This is a genomic window from Pseudoalteromonas sp. US3C1013, from assembly GCF_048401115.1.
GTDB classification, from domain to species: Bacteria; Pseudomonadota; Gammaproteobacteria; order Enterobacterales; family Alteromonadaceae; genus Pseudoalteromonas; species Pseudoalteromonas undina.
In genome coordinates, this window is sequence record NZ_CP183075.1 from 595683 (window position 1) to 615000 (window position 19318).

The 19318-nt window shown below is 40.1% G+C and carries 17 protein-coding genes; 13 read left to right on the top strand and 4 right to left on the bottom strand.

Annotated elements, in window-relative coordinates; all coding sequences use genetic code 11:
* Positions 1–2 precede the first annotated feature (2 nt).
* From ribD to ACNSN2_RS02790, 8 genes are all read left to right on the top strand, one after another.
* On the top strand, positions 3–1130 hold the full coding sequence (ribD, locus tag ACNSN2_RS02755) for a bifunctional diaminohydroxyphosphoribosylaminopyrimidine deaminase/5-amino-6-(5-phosphoribosylamino)uracil reductase RibD (protein WP_418608526.1): 1128 nt from the start codon (positions 3–5) through the stop codon (positions 1128–1130).
* A 24-nt stretch (positions 1131–1154) separates the two neighbouring features.
* Entirely contained in the window at positions 1155–1808 is a 654-nt protein-coding gene (locus ACNSN2_RS02760) for a riboflavin synthase (RefSeq protein WP_418608527.1), read from the top strand.
* Positions 1809–1836: 28 nt separating this feature from the next.
* Positions 1837–2949 (top strand): bifunctional 3,4-dihydroxy-2-butanone-4-phosphate synthase/GTP cyclohydrolase II, encoded by a 1113-nt coding sequence (gene ribBA / locus ACNSN2_RS02765; protein ID WP_010390933.1) that lies wholly within the window; start codon positions 1837–1839, stop codon positions 2947–2949.
* A 93-nt stretch (positions 2950–3042) separates the two neighbouring features.
* Positions 3043–3507, top strand: a complete 465-nt coding sequence (gene ribE, locus ACNSN2_RS02770) for a 6,7-dimethyl-8-ribityllumazine synthase (protein ID WP_008110216.1) — start codon at positions 3043–3045, stop codon at positions 3505–3507.
* Positions 3508–3522: 15 nt separating this feature from the next.
* Positions 3523–3933: a transcription antitermination factor NusB gene (gene nusB / locus ACNSN2_RS02775; RefSeq protein WP_010390936.1), complete on the top strand. Its 411-nt coding sequence runs from the start codon at positions 3523–3525 to the stop codon at positions 3931–3933.
* 88 nt (positions 3934–4021) lie between these two features.
* Positions 4022–4996 carry a thiamine-phosphate kinase gene (gene thiL, locus ACNSN2_RS02780; RefSeq protein WP_418608528.1) on the top strand — a complete coding sequence of 325 codons (975 nt, stop codon included), beginning with the start codon at positions 4022–4024 and terminating at the stop codon, positions 4994–4996.
* Positions 4993–5478 (top strand): phosphatidylglycerophosphatase A, encoded by a 486-nt coding sequence (locus ACNSN2_RS02785; RefSeq protein WP_418608529.1) that lies wholly within the window; start codon positions 4993–4995, stop codon positions 5476–5478. Before thiL ends, ACNSN2_RS02785 begins: the two co-directional genes overlap by 4 nt.
* A 31-nt stretch (positions 5479–5509) precedes the next feature.
* Positions 5510–8596 carry a diguanylate cyclase domain-containing protein gene (locus tag ACNSN2_RS02790; protein WP_418608530.1) on the top strand — a complete coding sequence of 1029 codons (3087 nt, stop codon included), beginning with the start codon at positions 5510–5512 and terminating at the stop codon, positions 8594–8596.
* A 62-nt stretch (positions 8597–8658) separates the two neighbouring features.
* Here the strand turns inward: ACNSN2_RS02790 and dxs are convergent, their stop codons facing one another.
* From dxs to xseB, 3 genes are all read right to left on the bottom strand, one after another.
* Positions 8659–10521, bottom strand: a complete 1863-nt coding sequence (gene dxs, locus ACNSN2_RS02795; protein WP_418608531.1) for a 1-deoxy-D-xylulose-5-phosphate synthase — start codon at positions 10519–10521, stop codon at positions 8659–8661.
* Positions 10522–10635: 114 nt separating this feature from the next.
* On the bottom strand, positions 10636–11523 hold the full coding sequence (ispA, locus tag ACNSN2_RS02800; RefSeq protein WP_008110206.1) for a (2E,6E)-farnesyl diphosphate synthase: 888 nt from the start codon (positions 11521–11523) through the stop codon (positions 10636–10638).
* 2 nt (positions 11524–11525) lie between these two features.
* Positions 11526–11768, bottom strand: a complete 243-nt coding sequence (xseB, locus tag ACNSN2_RS02805) for an exodeoxyribonuclease VII small subunit (protein ID WP_010390946.1) — start codon at positions 11766–11768, stop codon at positions 11526–11528.
* A gap of 302 nt (positions 11769–12070) precedes the next feature.
* Between xseB and pomA the strand changes: the two genes are divergently transcribed.
* The 4 genes from pomA (at position 12071) to ACNSN2_RS02825 (ending at position 16412) form a co-directional block, all read left to right on the top strand.
* Positions 12071–12838: a flagellar motor protein PomA gene (gene pomA, locus ACNSN2_RS02810; RefSeq protein ID WP_010390948.1), complete on the top strand. Its 768-nt coding sequence runs from the start codon at positions 12071–12073 to the stop codon at positions 12836–12838.
* A 2-nt stretch (positions 12839–12840) separates the two neighbouring features.
* Positions 12841–13761 (top strand): flagellar motor protein MotB, encoded by a 921-nt coding sequence (locus tag ACNSN2_RS02815; protein WP_010390949.1) that lies wholly within the window; start codon positions 12841–12843, stop codon positions 13759–13761.
* Between the two features lie 155 nt (positions 13762–13916).
* Positions 13917–14405 (top strand): hypothetical protein, encoded by a 489-nt coding sequence (locus tag ACNSN2_RS02820; protein WP_075170367.1) that lies wholly within the window; start codon positions 13917–13919, stop codon positions 14403–14405.
* Between the two features lie 72 nt (positions 14406–14477).
* Positions 14478–16412 carry a DNA topoisomerase III gene (locus tag ACNSN2_RS02825; RefSeq protein ID WP_418608532.1) on the top strand — a complete coding sequence of 645 codons (1935 nt, stop codon included), beginning with the start codon at positions 14478–14480 and terminating at the stop codon, positions 16410–16412.
* Between the two features lie 33 nt (positions 16413–16445).
* Here the strand turns inward: ACNSN2_RS02825 and ACNSN2_RS02830 are convergent, their stop codons facing one another.
* Entirely contained in the window at positions 16446–17756 is a 1311-nt protein-coding gene (locus tag ACNSN2_RS02830) for a M20 metallopeptidase family protein (protein ID WP_418608533.1), read from the bottom strand.
* 109 nt (positions 17757–17865) lie between these two features.
* Between ACNSN2_RS02830 and ACNSN2_RS02835 the strand changes: the two genes are divergently transcribed.
* The gene (locus tag ACNSN2_RS02835; RefSeq protein ID WP_010390954.1) at positions 17866–18723 is read left to right on the top strand and encodes a tetratricopeptide repeat protein; all 858 of its coding nucleotides are present in this window, start codon (positions 17866–17868) and stop codon (positions 18721–18723) included.
* Positions 18724–19318: the final 595 nt, after the last annotated feature.

The window sequence follows — 19318 nt, forward strand, 5'->3', positions numbered from 1 at the left end:
TAATGACCATGCAAAGCTCGTTTTCAGAGGATGATAAACGTTATATGGCACGTGCCATTGAGCTGGCAAAAAAAGGGCGCTTTACCACCACTCCTAATCCTAATGTAGGCTGCGTACTAGTAAAAAATAATAAAATAATAGCCGAAGGGTTTCATCAATTAGCAGGGCAAGGTCATGCTGAAGTTAATGCTTTGGCTGAGGCCGGTGAAAGTGCTAAAGGTGCAACCGCTTATGTAACCCTAGAGCCTTGCAGTCATTATGGTCGTACACCGCCTTGTGCTGAAGGGCTAAAGGCCGCGGGTGTGAAAAAAGTGATTGCTGCTATGGTTGATAGCAACCCGCAAGTTGCAGGAAAAGGCCTTAAAATTTTAGCGGATGCAGGTATAGAAGTCGCTTACGGATTACTTGAAGAGCAAGCGCGGGCATTAAATTTAGGCTTTTTTAAACGAATGGAGCAGGGGTTGCCCTTTGTTACCTGTAAAATGGCCGCAAGTATTGATGGTAAAACAGCGCTTAAAAATGGCCAAAGTAAATGGATAACCGGGCCCGCTGCGCGCCAAGATGTGCAACTATATCGTGCTCAGAGCTGTGCAATTTTAACCGGTGCCGATACAGTCTTGATGGATGATGCAAAACTAAATGTACGCCCAGAAGAGTTTCCGCATTCTTTACCAACTGATTTACCACTGCGCCAACCGGTTCGCGTTATTATTGATTCCCAAAACAGACTTACCCCTGAACTTGCCTTATTTTCAATTCAAAGCGAGATGATAATATTTACCACTCGGGTTGATAAATCGCATCAGTGGCCTCATTTTGTTAAACAGATCGAACTACCCGAAAAGAACAATAAAGTAGACTTACAAGCAGCACTGCAAAAGCTAGCGCAATTACAGTTTAATAATGTGTGGTTAGAAGCGGGAGCCACATTGGCCGGAAAAATGGCTGAACTTGATTTAATTGATGAGTTTGTTTTTTATATTGCCCCTAAGTTAATGGGTAGCGATGCAAAAAGTTTACTGAATTTCCCTGAGTTAATGAGTATGCAAAATACCATTAATTTAACTTTTAATGAGTGTGTGCCAATTGGTGATGATTTACGTATCACAGCACACAAAAAAGCTCATTAATCATTTTATATAAAGAGTAGCACTATGTTTACTGGAATAGTTGAAGCGACAGGTAAAATTGCGTTATTACAAAAAAAACAAGGTGATTTAGCTATTCGTATCCAAAGTAAAAACCTTGATATGAGTGATGTTAAGTTAGGTGACAGTATTGCAACCAACGGTGTATGCCTCACTGTTGTTGATAAGCATATAGATGGCTTTAGTGCTGACTTATCAAATGAAACGATTAGCTTAACGGGGTTTGCACATTACGCTTTAGGGCAAACAGTTAACTTAGAAAAGGCGATGCAACCTGTATCGCGCCTCGGGGGGCATTTAGTGTCTGGTCATGTTGATGGTATTGCCACTATCACAGCAATAAATACCAGTGCACGAGCAACCGAATATTGGTTAGCCACCGACGAAAATTTAATGAAATACATTCCTTATAAAGGGTCTGTGTGTATTGATGGTGTTAGCTTAACGGTCAATGCAGTTGAAGGTAATAAATTTAAACTAACGATTGTGCCACACACCAAGGATCAAACGACCATAGCCGATTTTCAAGTCGGTACCAAAGTGAATCTAGAGGTCGACCAAATAGCACGTTATTTAGAGCGCCTTGTAAAGGGAGCTGAGCATCCTACTGGTTCAGATATTTCGATGAGCTTACTCGCTAAAGCGGGCTTTATAAAATAACGATATTGACAACTTATACGAGCAACTTATGAATTTAAACAGCGCACAAGAAATAATAGATGACATTAAAGCCGGTAAAATGGTTATTTTAATGGACGATGAAGACAGAGAAAATGAAGGCGATTTAATTATTGCTGCTGAGCACATAAGTGCAGAAGCAATTAACTTTATGGCGACTCATGGCCGTGGGTTAATTTGTTTAACCATGACTCAAGAGCGTTGCTCGCAACTTGATTTACCGCTGATGGTTAAAAATAACGGTGCAGCATTCTCGACTAACTTTACTATGTCTATTGAAGCATCAAAAGGGGTTACGACGGGGATTTCTGCAGCGGATCGTGCTCGCACTGTTCAAGCTGCCATTGCTAAAGGCGCAGTGCCAAGCGATATTGTACAGCCTGGGCATATTTTCCCTATTATGGCGCAACCTGGCGGCGTATTAACGCGCGCAGGGCACACTGAAGCTGGCTGTGATTTAGCGCGTTTAGCGGGGCTTGAGCCGTCATCAGTGATTGTAGAAATTCTAAATGAAGATGGCACCATGGCGCGCCGCCCTGATTTAGAAGTATTTGCTAAGCAACATGATATTAAAATTGGCACCATTGCTGATTTAATCGAATACCGTAACTTAAATGAAACCACTATTGAGCAAGTTGCAAAATGTAAATTGCCAACTGAGCATGGCGAATTTGACTTAGTAACTTACAAAGACACCATTGACGGGCAGCTGCACTATGCATTGCTTAAAGGTGAAATAAAACAACAAGAACCAACGTTAGTGCGAGTGCACTTACAAAGTACCTTTAACGATATTTTACTCTCTGATCGTAATGCTGATCGTAGTTGGGGATTATCGCAAGCAATGGCGTATATAGCTGAGCATAATGGTGCTTTAGTCATCTTAGGTAAGCAAGAAAGCACTGACGAATTAGAAGCGACTGTTAAAGCATTCGCTGCAGCTGATGCTGGCGAGAGTGTAACGCCACGCAAATTCCAAGGTACTTCACGTACCGTAGGTGTAGGCTCGCAAATTTTGGCTGATTTAGGTATCCAAAAAATGCGTTTGATGAGTTTACCGAAAAAATATCATGCATTATCAGGCTTCCATTTAGAAGTTGTTGATTACGTAGAGCCACAATAATTACACGCTAGGCTATTATTTTATTTATGTGGTATAATGCGCAGCAATTTTTGCGCAACCGAAATCGCTTAAACTTATTTTTAGGGTTATCAAATGAAAATTATTGAAGGTAATAAATACGCTCCAGGCAAAAAGTTTGCCATTGTCATTTCTCGTTTCAATGACTTTATTGGTAGTAGCTTGCTTGCAGGTGCTGTTGATGAGCTAAAACGTACTGGTGGAGTATCAGAAGATGATATTACCGTAATTTACGTACCAGGTGCGGTTGAATTACCTTTAGCAGCGAAACGCGTTGCAGCAAAAAAAGAATATGATGCAATTATCGCCTTAGGTGTAGTGATCAGAGGGGGCACGCCTCACTTTGATCTCGTCGCTGGCGAGTCAAATAAAGGGCTTGCACAAGTATCACTTGAGTATGATATCCCGGTTGCATTTGGCGTATTAACCACTGAAAGCATTGAGCAAGCAATTGAGCGCGCAGGTACCAAAATGGGTAACAAAGGCGGCGAAGCTGCTTTAGGTGCGCTTGAAATGGTTAATGTGTTAGATAAAATTTAAGTTTAAGGAATTTTTGTGAAACCAGCAGCAAGACGTAAAGCACGTATCTTAGCACTTCAAGCCGTGTATTCATGGCAATTAAGCGGCAATGCAATTGCCGATATCGAACAACAAATGTTGATCGAAAACGATGTGACTAAAATTGATGTTGAATATTTTAAAGATTTAGCGCGTGGAGTTGCAGTAAACCACAAGCAACTAGACGAAGCTGTATCGCCTCATTTAACTCGTCCATTTGATGAATTAGACGAAGTTGAACGTGCAATCTTACGTTTAAGCAGCTACGAGCTTAAATTTCGTGAAGACGTTCCTTACAAAGTGGCTATCAATGAAAGTATTGAATTAGCTAAAATGTTTGGCGCTGAAGATAGCCATAAATTTGTAAACGGTGTACTTGATAAAGCTGTAAAACAGTTACGCAAGTAATAACAACTTTAGCTGATTTTTATCATCAGATGAGTTGTTATAAATAACCGTTAAAAAGGAGAGCCGGCATAGGCCGGCTTTTTTGTGTATGAAGGAATTTGAATTAATTAATCGTTACTTTAAAGGTCGTGGCATTACTCGTCGCGATGTTAATTTAGGGATTGGAGATGACTGTGCGCTTGTCACAGTTCCAGCGAACTGTCAGCTTGCTGTAACCACAGATACCTTAGTTGCTGGGGTGCATTTTTTTCATGATATCTCCCCTCGCGCATTAGGGCATCGAGCTCTTGCTGTTAATTTAAGTGATTTAGCTGCCATGGGCGCAGAGCCTACTTGGGTGTCGGTTGCACTTACCTTACCTAGTATCGATCCACAATGGATTGCTGAGCTGACTGATGGCATGCATGAAATTGCTGAGTACTTTAACGTTCAGATCATTGGTGGTGATACCACTCAAGGTCCACTTAGTATTACTATTTGTGCAAAAGGTACAGTTCCTGAAGGCACAGCATTACGTAGAAGTGGTGCAAAAGTGGGTGATTGGATTTTTGTAACCGGTCCGCTTGGTGATGCTGGGTTGGCGATTGAATCGAAAAAACAAGGCTTATCGATTGCACCTGAACACTTAAAAGATATTAATAAACGTTTAAATTTCCCCACGCCACGTGTAGCTGCTGGGCAAGCGTTACGAGGCTTGGCATCGTCGGCCATTGATATTTCCGATGGGTTACTAGCCGACTTAGGGCATGTGCTAAATTTATCACAAGTTAGTGCCACCATTAATATTGAAAATGTCCCCACCTCAGATGCCATGCAAGCGAGTCTTGATTTTGAGCAGCGACTTCCTTTTGTTCTTAACTATGGCGATGATTACGAGTTACTGTATACAGTTGCTGATAGTAACAAGAGTATGCTAGATATTAAGCTGCGCCAATACGGTGTAGAGGCAAGCTGTATCGGGCAAATAAAAAGTGGTGACGGCAATATAGAGTTATTAAACCAAGGTGAGAAGTTTGCTTTTGAACATAAAGGTTTTGAGCACTTTTCCAAGGAGCAGGTTTGAATAAAAACCGATTATTTAATTTAAAACGCCCACATCAATTTTTTGGTTTGGGTTTTGGTACTGGGCTTGCACCAAAAGCACCTGGTACATTTGGCACATTGGCAGCATTACCGTTTATTTTTATTACCATGCATTTTCCGCTATGGTTACAAATTGTATTTGCAGTAGTCATAAGTATCTTTGGTATTTGGGCATGTGGAAAAACAGCCGATGACCTTCAAGTACATGATCATCCCGCAATTGTTTGGGACGAAGTTGCTGGTTACTATATTACTATGATTGGCGCAGTACTTAACTGGCAAACATTATTAGTGGGCTTTTTACTGTTTCGCTTTTTTGATATAGCAAAGCCAGGGCCGATTCGCATACTCGATAAACGTGCCCATGGTGGGTTTGGTATTATGGCCGATGATGTACTTGCAGGTATTTTTTCGCTTATTTGTTTGCAAGCATTGATAAAAGTAGGTTTACTACCCTTTTAATTTATTATTTGTTTAACTAGGTGGCAGCACTATGATGCGATTTTTATTGGTTTGTGTACTTATGCTATGTGCCATGCCAAGTACGGCTTCAATTACTGATTACGTAGTTAAACAATGGAATATCAAAGACGGCTTACCCTCACAATCCCTAAAAAGTGTAGTACAAGATAACCAAGGCTATATGTGGCTTGGCACTCAATTTGGATTAAGCCGTTTTGATGGCAATACCTTCACTAATTATAATACCCAAAATAGTTTATTTTTACCCAGCAATGGTATTAATAAATTATTGATCGATGGCGAAGGATTATTGTGGGTAGGCACTAAAAATGGCCTTGTGGTTATCGATCCTGAAAAGCTAACCGCACAAGAGTTTAATATTAAAGGCCCTGTAAGAGATATTCTTGAAGATTCTCAAGGCAGTATCTGGATAGCAGCTAATGGGCTCTATTATATAGACAGAGGTCAAATAGAACTGCGCGACCAACTAAATAACCCTAGTCCTATTGTAAACGCCACAGCTATCACCCAAATTGTGGGGTCGGTCAGTAAAATGGCGCTTTCACCTGAGGGAATTTGGCTGGTTAACGACCGTAATTTATTACGTTTAACGCAAAGCTCGTCTGACTTTTCTAAATTACGCTTAGAACTAACCGCTAAAGTGGCTTTACCCGATCGTTTAGCGCAAACCATTGTTCACGATCTATCGTTTTTAAATGGTAATTTGTACCTAGCTTCTGAGTTAGGGGCTTATTTTTTAGATTTAGATGACGAGCTACGTCCGTTTCCACTTCCCAATGCTAATAACTCAGCTGTGTATAAGTTTATGAGCGATGGTAATGGCGGCTTGTGGATATCAACCTATGGACGTTTATTATTTAGAGCTAAATCTAATGATTGGCAGTGGGTTGAACCCAGCCAATTAGATCAGAGTATTTGGTTTGCCGATATATTTAGAGATGATGAAAATAACATATGGCTAGCGAGTTTTAGTGAAGGGTTATGGCTTGCTCACGAAGGGCGAATAGAGCGCCATTCAGCCATTTCTAAAATGACCGAAGCGGTGATGGCGATTAGTAAATCACCAGATGGTAAATTATGGATTGCCAATAAAAGTGGCATTGGTTATTTTGATGCCGATAAAACCTTTATCAATGTTATCAATAGTGCCAAGTATGGAAATGCCTCGGTACATGACCTGCAATTTGATGGCGATCGCCTTTATGTTGCTACTGGCAGAGGCTTGTTTTTCTATGAGTCGAACACCTTATATAGTTTCCCTGCTCGTGCGTTGAGCGATAACCCTGTTTTTGCAATTAGCACTTCAACTAAAGGCGGCTTTTGGGTAGGCACCGGACGAGGGTTATATCGTCTAAATTATAATGGCTTAAACCCTTTTGCGTACAATGCGTTCTTAGGTAGTAAGTTTGTTACTTATGTTCTAGATAAACCAAATTTTGGCGTGATTGGTACCAGTAAAGGCGCGTATTACTTTACTGAACGCGGGATAGAAAAAATAGGTGACCAAACCACCTTAGAAAGTGCGTACGTTACTAGCATTTTACACATTAAAGGCGTAGGTATTTTAATTGGTTCGTTGAATGATGGTTTGTTTTATCGCAGTGGACAAGGGCAATGGCAGCAACTAGACGCCGCCAATGGACTGCCATATGGTTCTATATTCAGCTTAGAATACGATGACACCTCAAAGCGAATTTGGGTAAGCACCATGAAAGGGGTTTACCGTATGCCTGTTGAGCAATTTAAAGCCAACATCGAAAGCCTAAAAGTAGAAGAAGTGATCTCTTCATTTGACCGTCAGCTCGATGGTAAAGCCAGCCAATGCTGTAATGGTTTAGGCCATGATGCGGTGGTTGATATGGATAACTCTATTTGGTATCCCAGTTTGCAAGGCGTTGTAGAAATTCCTAAAGACGTAGAGTTATTTGGATTACGCTCACTTAAACCAACTATAGAAACCTTAACGACGCCATCACGAAAGCTCGCAGCAGCTGCTTTAGGCGAAAAACCAGTTCTTGAGACCGATGAGCGTGATGTGACACTTACCTATACCGCGATTGATTATTACGCTCCGGCAAGTATTGAGTTTAGATATAAACTCAATGGACTTGATAATGATTGGCGCTATGCAAATACCCGCAGAGAAGCAATTTATACAAATTTACCCGCTGGTATGTTTTTATTTGAATTAGAAACTAAACGCCAAGGTGAGGATTGGGGTAAAGCGCAATCAGCAGAATATGCGTTTATTGTTCCAGAGCGATTTGGTGAAACTATCTACTTTAGGTTACTGATCACCAGTGGTTTTGTGTTGCTGTTTTATTTAGTGTTTTGGGTCTTTAAAGTTCAAGAGCGACGCAAGCAACAAGTACTCGAAGGGCTTATTACTGAGCGAACCTTAGAGCTTCGCCAAGCAAATGATAAATTAAACCAAGTAAACTCTCAGCTTAAACTTGTTAGTCACTCTGATGAGCTAACAGGGCTGAGAAGTCGTCGTTTCTTGTTTGATCAATTACCAAAAGATATTGAGCATTTTCAACGTAACTCGCAGTCATTGCAGGCTCAGGGTAAATCTTTGGTGTTATTAATTATTAATTTAGATAACTTTAGTCGTATTAATGATGCCTATGGCCCTATTGCTGGAGATAGTTGTTTACAACAAGTGGCTGCATTACTTAACTCCCGCACTCAAGGCTCTGATTATGTTGCCCGTTGGAGTGGTGATGAGTTTTTACTGTTATTACGTGATTTTAAGTGTAATTTGATCGACAGTTATGTATCTGAATTATGCCAAGCTATTGCCGATTACTCGTTTCAGTTACCTAACGGTGAAACAACTAATATAACAGCGTCAGTGGGTTGGTCTTTCTATCCGCTACCCCTGTTAGGTGGGCAAGTTATTAGCTGGGAAACATCGATTAATTTAGCTGACATCGCTTTACATCAAGTTAAAAAACGCGGCGGCGATGGCGTCGCTAATATTACTTTTGACGAGCAATTAGACGCATTTGAGTTTGAGCAAAACCCCAATGTTGAACAGCAAATTGGTTTGTTACAAAGTAATGGCTTAGCCGATATTAAGGTATGGATGCGCTAGAGATTATAAGTGAGCAATAAAAAAGGAGCCAAAGGCTCCTTTTTTATTAAACACTATAAGTATTAGCTCATAAATTCTTTAATTGAAGTTAATATACCTTGTCCACCTAACCCCATTTCATCATGCATTTGCTGTTGTGTACCGTGTTTAATAAACTCATCCGGTATACCTAAGTTAAGTATTTTTACAGCCGCTTTTTGGGTGGCTAAATACTCATTAACCGCCGAACCTGCACCACCAGAAATTGCATTATCTTCAAGTGTTACAATGATATCGTGGTTAGCGACAAGTTCATCAATTAAACCAGTATCAAGTGGTTTGATAAATCGCATATTAACTAAAGTGGCATTGAGATCATCTGAGGCTAATTGGGCGTTTTCAAGCAAGGTACCAAATGACAATATAGCTACTTTAGCACCTTGTTTAATTACGTTAGCTTTACCAATTTCGAGCTGTTGCATAGCGCTTTGAATGTCTGCTGTGCCCGCACTGCCACGCGGGTAACGCACAGCTACTGGGCAATTGGCTTGATAGCCAGTGTATAGCATTTGACGGCATTCGTTAGTATCGCTAGGTGCCATAATAACCATGTTAGGAATACAGCGCATAAAGCTTAGGTCATAGGCGCCTTGGTGAGTTTCACCATCGGCTCCGACAATACCTGCGCGGTCAATAGCAAATAATACCGGTAGGTTTTGCAATGCAACGTCGTGAATTAGTTGATCATACGCACGTTGTAAAAAGCTAGAGTAGATAGCCACAACGGGTTTTAACCCTTCACAGGCAAAACCTGCAGCAAGGGTTACAGCGTGCTGCTCAGCAATTGCCACATCAAAATATTGTTCAGGGTGTTCTTTAGAAAAACGCACCATCCCCGAACCTTCTCGCATCGCAGGGGTAATTGCCATCAATTTGCTGTCTTGCTCTGCCATATCGCAAAGCCAATCACCAAATACATTTGAGAAAGTAGCCGCACTTGGCTTAGATTTTGGTAAACTTGAAGTTGCAGGATCAAATTTTGGTACGCCATGATAACCAATCGGATCGGCTTCTGCGGGCTTGTAACCTTTGCCTTTTTGGGTTTTTATATGTAAAAGTTGTGGGCCTTTTAAGTTACGCATGTTACGCAGCGTATCAACCAGCATGTTCACATCATGGCCATCAATTGGACCAATGTAATTTAGGCCTAATTCTTCAAAAAAAGTACCCGGGATCATCATCCCTTTAATGTGTTCTTCCATACGGCTGGCAAGTTCTTTTACCGGCGGTACACCAGAAAGAAGCTTTTTACTGCCTTCGCGGATGTTGGTATAAAAGCTACCTGATAAAATACGCGCAAAATGATTGGTTAACGCGCCGACGTTTTCAGAAATCGACATTTCGTTATCGTTCAAAATAATCAACATATCTGATTTAACATCACCTAAGTGATTCATCGCCTCAAAGGCCATACCTGCGGTAATTGCGCCATCGCCTATCACCGCCACGGTTTTACGACCTTTGCCTTCTTTTTGCGCAGCAATAGACATACCCAGCGCCGCTGAAATAGAGGTGCTTGAATGGCCAACACTAAACGTATCGTATTCACTTTCGTCTCTAAATGGAAATGGGTGCAATCCATCTTTTTGGCGAATGGTGTGCATTTGGTCACGACGTCCCGTTAGTATTTTATGTGGGTAGGCTTGATGACCTACATCCCAAACTAAACGGTCGTCGGGAGTGTTGTACACATAATGTAATGCAACGGTAAGTTCTACGGTACCTAAACCAGACGCTAAATGGCCGCTACTTTGCGATACTGAATTGAGTAAGTAATCACGCAATTCATGGCTAAATGCAGGAAGCTTATCTTGTGCTAAGTCTCGCAAGTGGGCTGGTTCGTTCACCAAATTAAGTAATGGATACTTGCTGCTATCAAGTGTCATGGTTTTTTATATATCCTTCGCTAATATTAACTTCCCTCAAAAAAGCTAAGTTTAAGAGGTGGCTTAATATTTAGTAATAATTTTGTTCTAAGATTTAATACGTTTTAGCCATGTTTAATGGTCACGTTCAATTAAATAGTTTGCCAATGCCGCTAAGCTGGTCGTGTCTGCGTCAATATTGGCTAACGCCTCATGGGCTTGTTGTATCAAATTTAGTGCTTTTTGCTTAGCACCTAGCATACCTAATAAAGCCGGGTATGTCGCTTTATTCGCAGCAATATCTGACCCTTGAGGCTTACCTAAAGTCAGTGTGTCGCCCTCAACATCTAAAATATCGTCATGAACCTGAAAGGCCAGCCCGATAGCATACCCAAAAGTAGATAAGTTATCTAAAGTGTGTTGGCTAATATTAGGGGCACAAAGTGCGCCCAAAGTAATCGCACAATTTATTAATGCGCCTGTTTTAAGTTTATGAATACGTTCTAATTCATCAACCGTAATAACTTTATCTGTTGCTGCAATATCGCGGCCTTGCCCGGCAACCATTCCTTGCAAGCCTGAAGCATGTGCTAATTCAGCAATCATTTTTAACTGAGCTTCTGTTGAGCATTTAAATGTGTGCTTAGCAATAAGCTCAAACGCTAAGGTTTGCAGTGCGTCACCTGCTAAAATAGCTTGTGCTTCACCATAGACAATATGACATGTAGGACGGCCACGACGTAAATCATCGTCATCCATAGCGGGTAAATCGTCATGCACTAATGAATAACTATGAATGCATTCTATCGCTGCTGCCAGCACATCTAAATCACGTTTTTCAGCACCGAGCATTTTGCCTGTGGTATAAACCAAAAAAGGGCGTAATCTTTTCCCGCCATTCATTAGACTATAATGTGTGGCTTCTTTTATGGTGTTGTCGCTTTCAAGAGGTTGTTCGAAATAAAGGTTGAGTGTATTGGCTACATCATCTTGAGCGAGCTTTATTTGTTCTTTTATGCTCACAATTATTCCAAATCGTTATCAAATTGAGTAAGCGGTGCTTTTTCGTCATTACCCATTAATATCGACACCTTTTGCTCGGCTTGTTGAAGTTTACCGGAAGACGCACTGGCTAATGCAATGCCGCGCTCAAATTGCTTTAAAGACTGTTCAAGCGATAAATCACCTTGTTCCATTTCACTGACAATTGTTGTTAATTCTTCTAGTGCTTGTTCGAAACTTAAATTTTCAGGTTTTTTAGTCGCCATCTTTATTTTCAACTTACATAATAAATTTAGACGCCAATTTTAGGGGGAATGCTAAACTAGGTCAAAGAATGTTATGTTTTTTTGATAGATAAATTCTGTTAATTGGGTTTTACTGCGCTTCAGCGTTATTTTTTAAATTATAAATTCTGATTAGTTAGATTGATTCCCTATGTTGATCTAAAATAGGACTAATCGTAATTTTATCGTTTATCATAAAAATCACTTAAGTATTTCAGTATCTTGCCGATATACATTTAATAACAACGCTTGCGAAGAAAAAATATAAAACCTTTGGAGGGAATGTGGATTTAGCAACCATTATTGGGATCCTTGGCGCAATTGGCTTAATTGTCATGTCCATGTTTATGAGTAGTAGCGGTGAAGTCGGTATGTTTTACAATACCCCTTCAGTGGTTATTGTATTTGGTGGCTCCCTTTTTATCGTTTTATCCAATTTTACTATGTCGCAATTTTTAGGCATTGGTAAGGTTTGTGCTAAAGCGTTTATGTTTAAAATTGAACCCCCTGAAGCGTTAATTGAAAAGGCGGTTGAGCTAGCAGATTCTGCCCGAAAAGGCGGGTTTCTAGCATTAGAAGAGGCTGAGATTCCAAATCCATTTATGCGCAAAGGCGTTGATATGCTCGTGGATGGGCATGATGCGGATGTGGTGCGTGCAACATTACAAAAAGATATTTCCCTGACGACAACTCGTCATGAAATGGGCGCAAGCTTATTTAAGTCGCTAGGTGATATTGCTCCCGCAATGGGGATGATTGGTACATTAATCGGCTTGGTGGCTATGTTATCAAATATGGATGATCCAAAAGCAATCGGCCCAGCCATGGCGGTAGCCTTGTTAACAACGTTGTATGGGGCATTTTTGGCGAATGTTGTCGCCATTCCTATTCAGGTCAAACTTGAATTGCGTAAAGATGAAGAAGCAATGAACCAGCGACTTATTTTGGATGCAGTATTAGGCATCCAAGATGGCCAAAACCCTAAAGTAATTGAGGGGATCTTGAAAAATTATTTGGCTGAGTCTAAACGCGCGGTAAACACTGAGGAATAGTTATGTCTGATGAAGAGTGTAAATGCCCACCCCCAGGGTTACCTGCATGGATGGGGACATTTGCCGATTTAATGTCGCTATTAATGTGCTTTTTTGTACTCTTACTCGCGTTTTCTGAAATGGATGTGCTTAAATTTAAGCAAATTGCAGGCTCTATGAAGTTTGCTTTTGGTGTACAAAATAAAATTGAAGTTAAAGATATTCCAAAAGGCACCTCAGTTATTGCGATGGAGTTTACTCCAGGTAAACCTGAGCCAACCCCCATTGAAACTATTCAGCAACAAACAGTTGAAATGACTCAGCAAATGCTAGAGTTTCAGGCGGGCGATGAAAGTTCAGCCGGCGGACGGCAAGAACAACGAGGCGAAAAACGAGGTGGTGAGTCTAGCAGCACCTCTGAGGAAGTTGCTTCAGCGCCTTCAGTTTCTGCTGCCGATCAAGAGCAAATAAATGACTTAGTTAAAAAAATTGCACAACAGCTTGAAAAGCAAATTATTGATGGAGCTATTGAGCTTGAGTCATTAGGTCAGCAAATCATTATTCGTATTAGAGAAAATGGTTCGTTTCCATCGGGCAGTGCGTTTTTACAACCACAATTTAAACCTATCATTCAGGATATTGGCCGGTTATTAAAAGATGTGCCAGGTGAAATCACCGTCTCCGGTCACACTGATGACTTTCAAGTTTCTAATGAACTTTATATTAATAACTGGGATTTATCCTCTAAACGAGCTGTTGCGGTAGCAAGTGAACTGCAAAAAGTTGCGGGTTTTGATAAGACCCGAATGATGGTCGTTGGGCGTGCAGAAACCAGACCTTTAGTGCCGAATGATTCCCGAGAAGATCGAAGACGTAACCGCCGGGTAGAAATATCAATTTTACAAGGCAAGGCGAAAGAATCAGATCCTATTGATATTAGATAGAATTTATTGGTTTTGTCCCCTTTTTTAGCATAGAATGCATTTCTCTTAACAGATGTAATTAAAAGTGGAGTGAGTATGTTAAATAAATTTTGTAGTATGCCTGGTAATGGCGATGGTACAGACGAAGATAAAAAAGTTAAGTAAGGTTTTTTAGTTTGCCTGAATGGTTTTTGTACTTCGTCAGTATATTAAGTAAAAGCTGGGTTCTTATTCTGAGCCCAGCTATTTTGTTGTTTTTTATCCTTAAGGATTATTTAGCCTTAAGGTTTGCTGCTATTACCGCTGCTTTTTTCTTATTTGGTACTATAACTTACTCAAGTTTAATGGCGTTTGATGATGGTATTTATGTATACCGTTATCTTGTATGGGCATTAACAGATATTACTTGGATGGCACTGATTGCTTATTTGGGCCTGAAAGATAAAGTGCATTTGTGGCAATGTGTACTTGGCCAACTTGTGGTTATTGCTGCCCCTATTCTGCAATTATTTCGTTTAGTAGATCGCCATCTTTGGGATTTATCGTATAGTACTGTTATGTATCAAACGTTTATGCCCTTAATAAATATCGCTACTGTTGTTATATGTTATCTACCGCTTTTATATATTTTTGTTAATAAGCGAAATAAAGCTTTAAGCTTATAACGACAAAAATACCCCTCGTTTTAAAATGATATGCTAGACTACTGTTTATATGAACAGTGTTAGAGCTTGGTTATGAAACTTTATATTGCTGAAAAACCCTCTTTGGGTCGCGCTATTGCAGACGCACTTCCTAAACCGCATAAAAAGCATGATGGCTATATTGAAGTGGCAAATGGTGATTGCGTATCTTGGTGCATAGGTCATTTGCTCGAGCAAGCAGAACCCGATGACTATGATGAGCGTTTTAAAAAGTGGCAGTTTGAACATTTACCTATTGTGCCTGAGCATTGGCAACTTAAAGCAAAGCCTAAAACTCGTAAACAACTCACTATTTTAAAAAAGCTAATCAAACAAGCAACAATACTTGTACATGCTGGCGATCCTGACCGTGAAGGCCAGTTATTAGTTGATGAAGTTATAGAACAAGCAAAAATCAGCCAAGCAAAAAAACAAAATATTCAGCGTTTATTGATCAGTGACTTAAACTTAACGGCAGTTAAAAAGTCACTAAATAGTATGCGTGCTAACCGTGACTTTATTCCTTTGAGTGTTTCTGCTCTTGCGCGGTCTCGTGCTGATTGGTTGTTTGGCATGAACTTGACGCGTGCATACACATTAGCGGGGCAAAAAGCGGGATTTGGTAATGTATTGTCGGTTGGGCGAGTGCAAACACCCATTTTGGGCCTAGTAGTTAATCGCGATAACGAGATAGCAAATTTTGTATCAAAACCATTTTATGAAGTACTTGCTCACCTTGATACACCTAAGGAGCAATCATTTACTGCTAAGTGGATACCAAGTAAAGCGTGTGAGCCTTATCAAGATGATGAGGGCAGAGTGCTTAACAAAGCTTTAGCTGAAAATGTAACTTCACGTATCGCTAGTCAACCAGCAAGCGTAACTGCTCTTGAGCAAAAGCAAAAAAAACAAACCGCGCCGCTTCCCTATAATTTGTCTGCTTTACAAATAGATGCCGCTAAAGCGTTCGGAATGCCAGCGCAAAAAGTGCTCGATACTTGCCAGGTTTTATATGAACGTCATAAGTTAATTACTTACCCACGCTCAGATAATCGTTATTTACCAAAAGATCATCACCAAGATGCAGCTGCGATACTAAAAGCGATTGCAGTAAATGGAGGCCAAAAAGCAGAATTTGTTAATGGAGCAGATGCAAAAAAACGAAGTAAATGTTTTAACGATTCAAAAGTAGCAGCTCACCACGCGATTGTACCAACAGCTAAACAGTTAAAAACTGTGAGTTTAGCAAGTGATGAAGAAAAAATTTATCAGTTAATAAGTCGACACTATTTAATTCAGTTTTATCCCGATTACATTTACAACGAAACCAAGGTAGAGGTAACTATAGCGGGTGGTTTATTCAAAGCTAATGCAAAACAAGATGTAAGCTTGGGTTTTAAATTGCTTATGGGTAAGCCTGAACTTAAAGAAGAAGCAACATTGCCTTATTTGGAAAAAGGCATGGTACTTACCTGTACTAAAGGTGAGGTGGTGCAAAAGCATACAACTCCTCCTGCTCATTTTACCGATGCAACCTTACTTGCTGCTATGACGGGAATTAGCCGTTATGTAAAAGACTCGCAAATCAAAAAAATATTAAAAGAAACAGATGGCCTTGGTACTGAAGCTACTCGCGCAGGTATCATTGAACTATTATTTAAACGTCGCTTTTTAAAACGTGAAGGAAAAGCAATTAAAGCAACTGAAACAGGTCTGGCACTAATCAGTGTATTACCTGAGGGGTTATCAAGCCCCGATTTAACTGCAAAATGGGAGTCGAGTTTAGGAGATATCGCTCAGCAAGCAATGAGTTATCAGCAATTTATACAGCCTTTGCTAGCTGATTTAACTAATTTTGTAAGCCAAGCAACTAACTGCGATAGTAATGTATTTGCACATTTGCCAAAAACATCGCCTAAGAAGCGTTTTGCTAAACGTACAAAGAAAGCGCCGTATAAAAAGTCGAGTTACAAAAAAGCCCTGCGGTAAATTAAACTCAGGGCTTGAAAATAACCTTGAAGATTATTGATTGAATAATGCCGCAGCGGCATTACTCATTGCAGTTATTCCTGTTGGAAGCGCTACTTTATAATCGGGAGCAAATTTACTTGAATGTAATGAAGGTAGTGTTTCGTTATTTTTCATTGCATTTGTATATTGCTGTTGGTTAACTCCGCCTAACCAAAATAAAGTAATGGGGATGTTTTCATCTGTTCTACCATATAGTCCAAAGTCTTCACCAGCCATAACAGCTTTAGTTGCAAGTACATTTTTTACACCAATTGCATCAGCAATGGCACTCCTAACTATATTTGTTTGCTCCGGATTATTGTAAGTAGATGGAATCGATTCACTTTCATGAACATACACTTCTGGGTAGAGCGCTTCTTCTAAGCCAGCACTGTGTGCAATACCTGCAGTAATACGTTTAATCGCAGCAATTTGCGCATTTCTAACTTCCGGGTTATAGCTACGCAGAGTAAGTTGTAGCTTTACTTCATCAGAAATTACATTGTGTTTTGAGCCGCCATGGATAGATCCAACAGTGATCACTGATGGTTCAAGAGGAGATAACTCCCGACTCGTAATTGTTTGTAATGCTAAAATGGTGCGAGCAGCAATAATAACAGGATCAACAGTCGTATGAGGATAGGCTCCATGGCCTCCTTTGCCTTTTATTGAAATATCAACTGAGTCGACGCTTGCCATAGTGTACTCATTTTTCAGAGCAACTTTTCCTGCAGGTACACTAGCACTAACATGCAAAGCAATAATATGATCGGGTTTTGCGTATTTGCTAAATAACCCCTCACTAAGCATTGCTTTTGCACCACCCCCAACTTCTTCAGCCGGTTGCGCAACCATCATTAAAGTACCTTGCCACGACTGTTTATTTTTAATTAGTTGTTGCGCGGTGCCTATAAATGAACTCATATGAATATCATGACCACAACCATGCATAACACCGACCTTGCTACCTTGTTCATTTACTGTGGTAACAGTTGATGCGTATGCTTTTCCTGTTTGTTCTGTGATTGGTAAGCCATCAGTATCAGTTCGAATCATAACGGTGGGGCCTTGGCCATTTCTATATATACCTACAACGCCATAACCGCCAACGCTACTGGTTACATCAAACCCAAGCTTTTGAAGCTGCGAAGCCATTTTTTTACCTGTTTGCTGCTCATGATAAGACAGTTCAGGTGACTGGTGTAAATCTAGATAAAGCTTTTCTATTGCTGGCATACTTTTATTAAGATCCAACTTGAGTGTTTGCGCACTTAATAATGGGCTAACTAATAAACACAGTGCACTCGCATATACTAATTTCATATTTCCCTCGCTACCTTATAATGTATTTAAATGATTTAAATATATGGCTTGTAATTATTATCTTCATCACCATATAAAAACCTAAATAGATGAACATGGCAATAACTCAATGAGCAATAAAGTTAATCTTAACGCACAAAACCTTCAGCAAGTATTAGGTGAAACATCACAACAAAAGTTAGTACTACTTAACTTTTTTTCGCCACAAAGCCCAGAATGTATTAGCCAAGCAGCTATTTTAGATAAGCTAGCCGCCGAATATAATAACTATATAGTTGTTGCAAACTTAGATTGTGATGCAGAGCAAGCTTTGGCCTCGCAACTTGCCCAGCAAGTCGGTTTACAAACTTTGCCTACCTTAGTGTTATTAAAAGACTCAGCTCCAGTTGATGTATTAGCGGGTGCACAAACAGAAAGCCAAGTACGTGATGCCCTATCTAAACACTTACCTGCACAACAAGACCTTTTATTAGAGCAAGCCAAGCAAGCACTGGTTAATAGTGATTTAAATGCCGCGTTTAATTATGCTAAGCAAGCGTATGAATTAGATAGTAGTAATGCGAGAATTAAATTAGTGCTTGCAGATATATGTATACAGATTCACAAACTCGATGAAGCCGCAGCATTAATAGAAACAATAGACGCACAAGATCAAGATGCATACTTTAATAACATTAAAGCTAAATGTGAGGCTGCACTAGAGGCAACTGATTCACCTGAAATAAAAGCATTGCAAGAAAGGGTAGCCAAGCATCCTAATGAGCTTGAATTACAAATGGAGCTAAGTAACCTACTCAATGAAGCAGGAAGGAAAGAAGAAGCATTAGAAGCACTCTTTACTATTCTTAAGAAAGATCTGAATTTTGATGAGGCTAAGCCAAACTTCTTGGCTGTTATTGCGTCTTTACCAGATGGCGATGCGCTAGCTGCTAAATATCGTCGCAAGCTTTATAGCATTTTGTACTAACGATTAAGATAAACTCTCTATAAAAAGCACCTATGTTAAGGTGCTTTTTTGTTTCTGCGTTAGGATAGTAGGGTAAAAGCAAGGTTATCCACAGGGTTTTGTGGGTATCTTGTGTGTCTGGGTGGGGTATCTTTGGGGTAAAAATTAAATGCAAAAAAGCGTTTAAAAACGCTTGCGTTAAAATCGATTCGCCCTATAATGCGACCCCACTGAGACGGCAGAGCGCAACGCATAGCGAGGCACGAGCTACTCAGTGAGTCGAGTAAAACTTAGTTTCGAAAACTTTCAAGTTTAGCGAAATTAAGTGTTGACAAAAAAATAGGAAAGCGTAATATGCGCAGCCCTAGCGAGATAAAGTTTAACGCTTTAATCGCAACGTTCTTTAACAATATAAAGCAATCATCTGTGTGGGCACTCGTACAGATTGAGTTCTAACAGCCAAGCTACTTAGGTAGTGAGGCAAACAAATTTAGAGTCTCAATTGAAACTGAGTGACCAACAGCAATAACTTACTTAGGTTTTACTTAAGGAAAGAATTGCAGCACAGTCAATTCAATATCGAAAGATATTAAATAAATTCAGAATTCATTGAGCT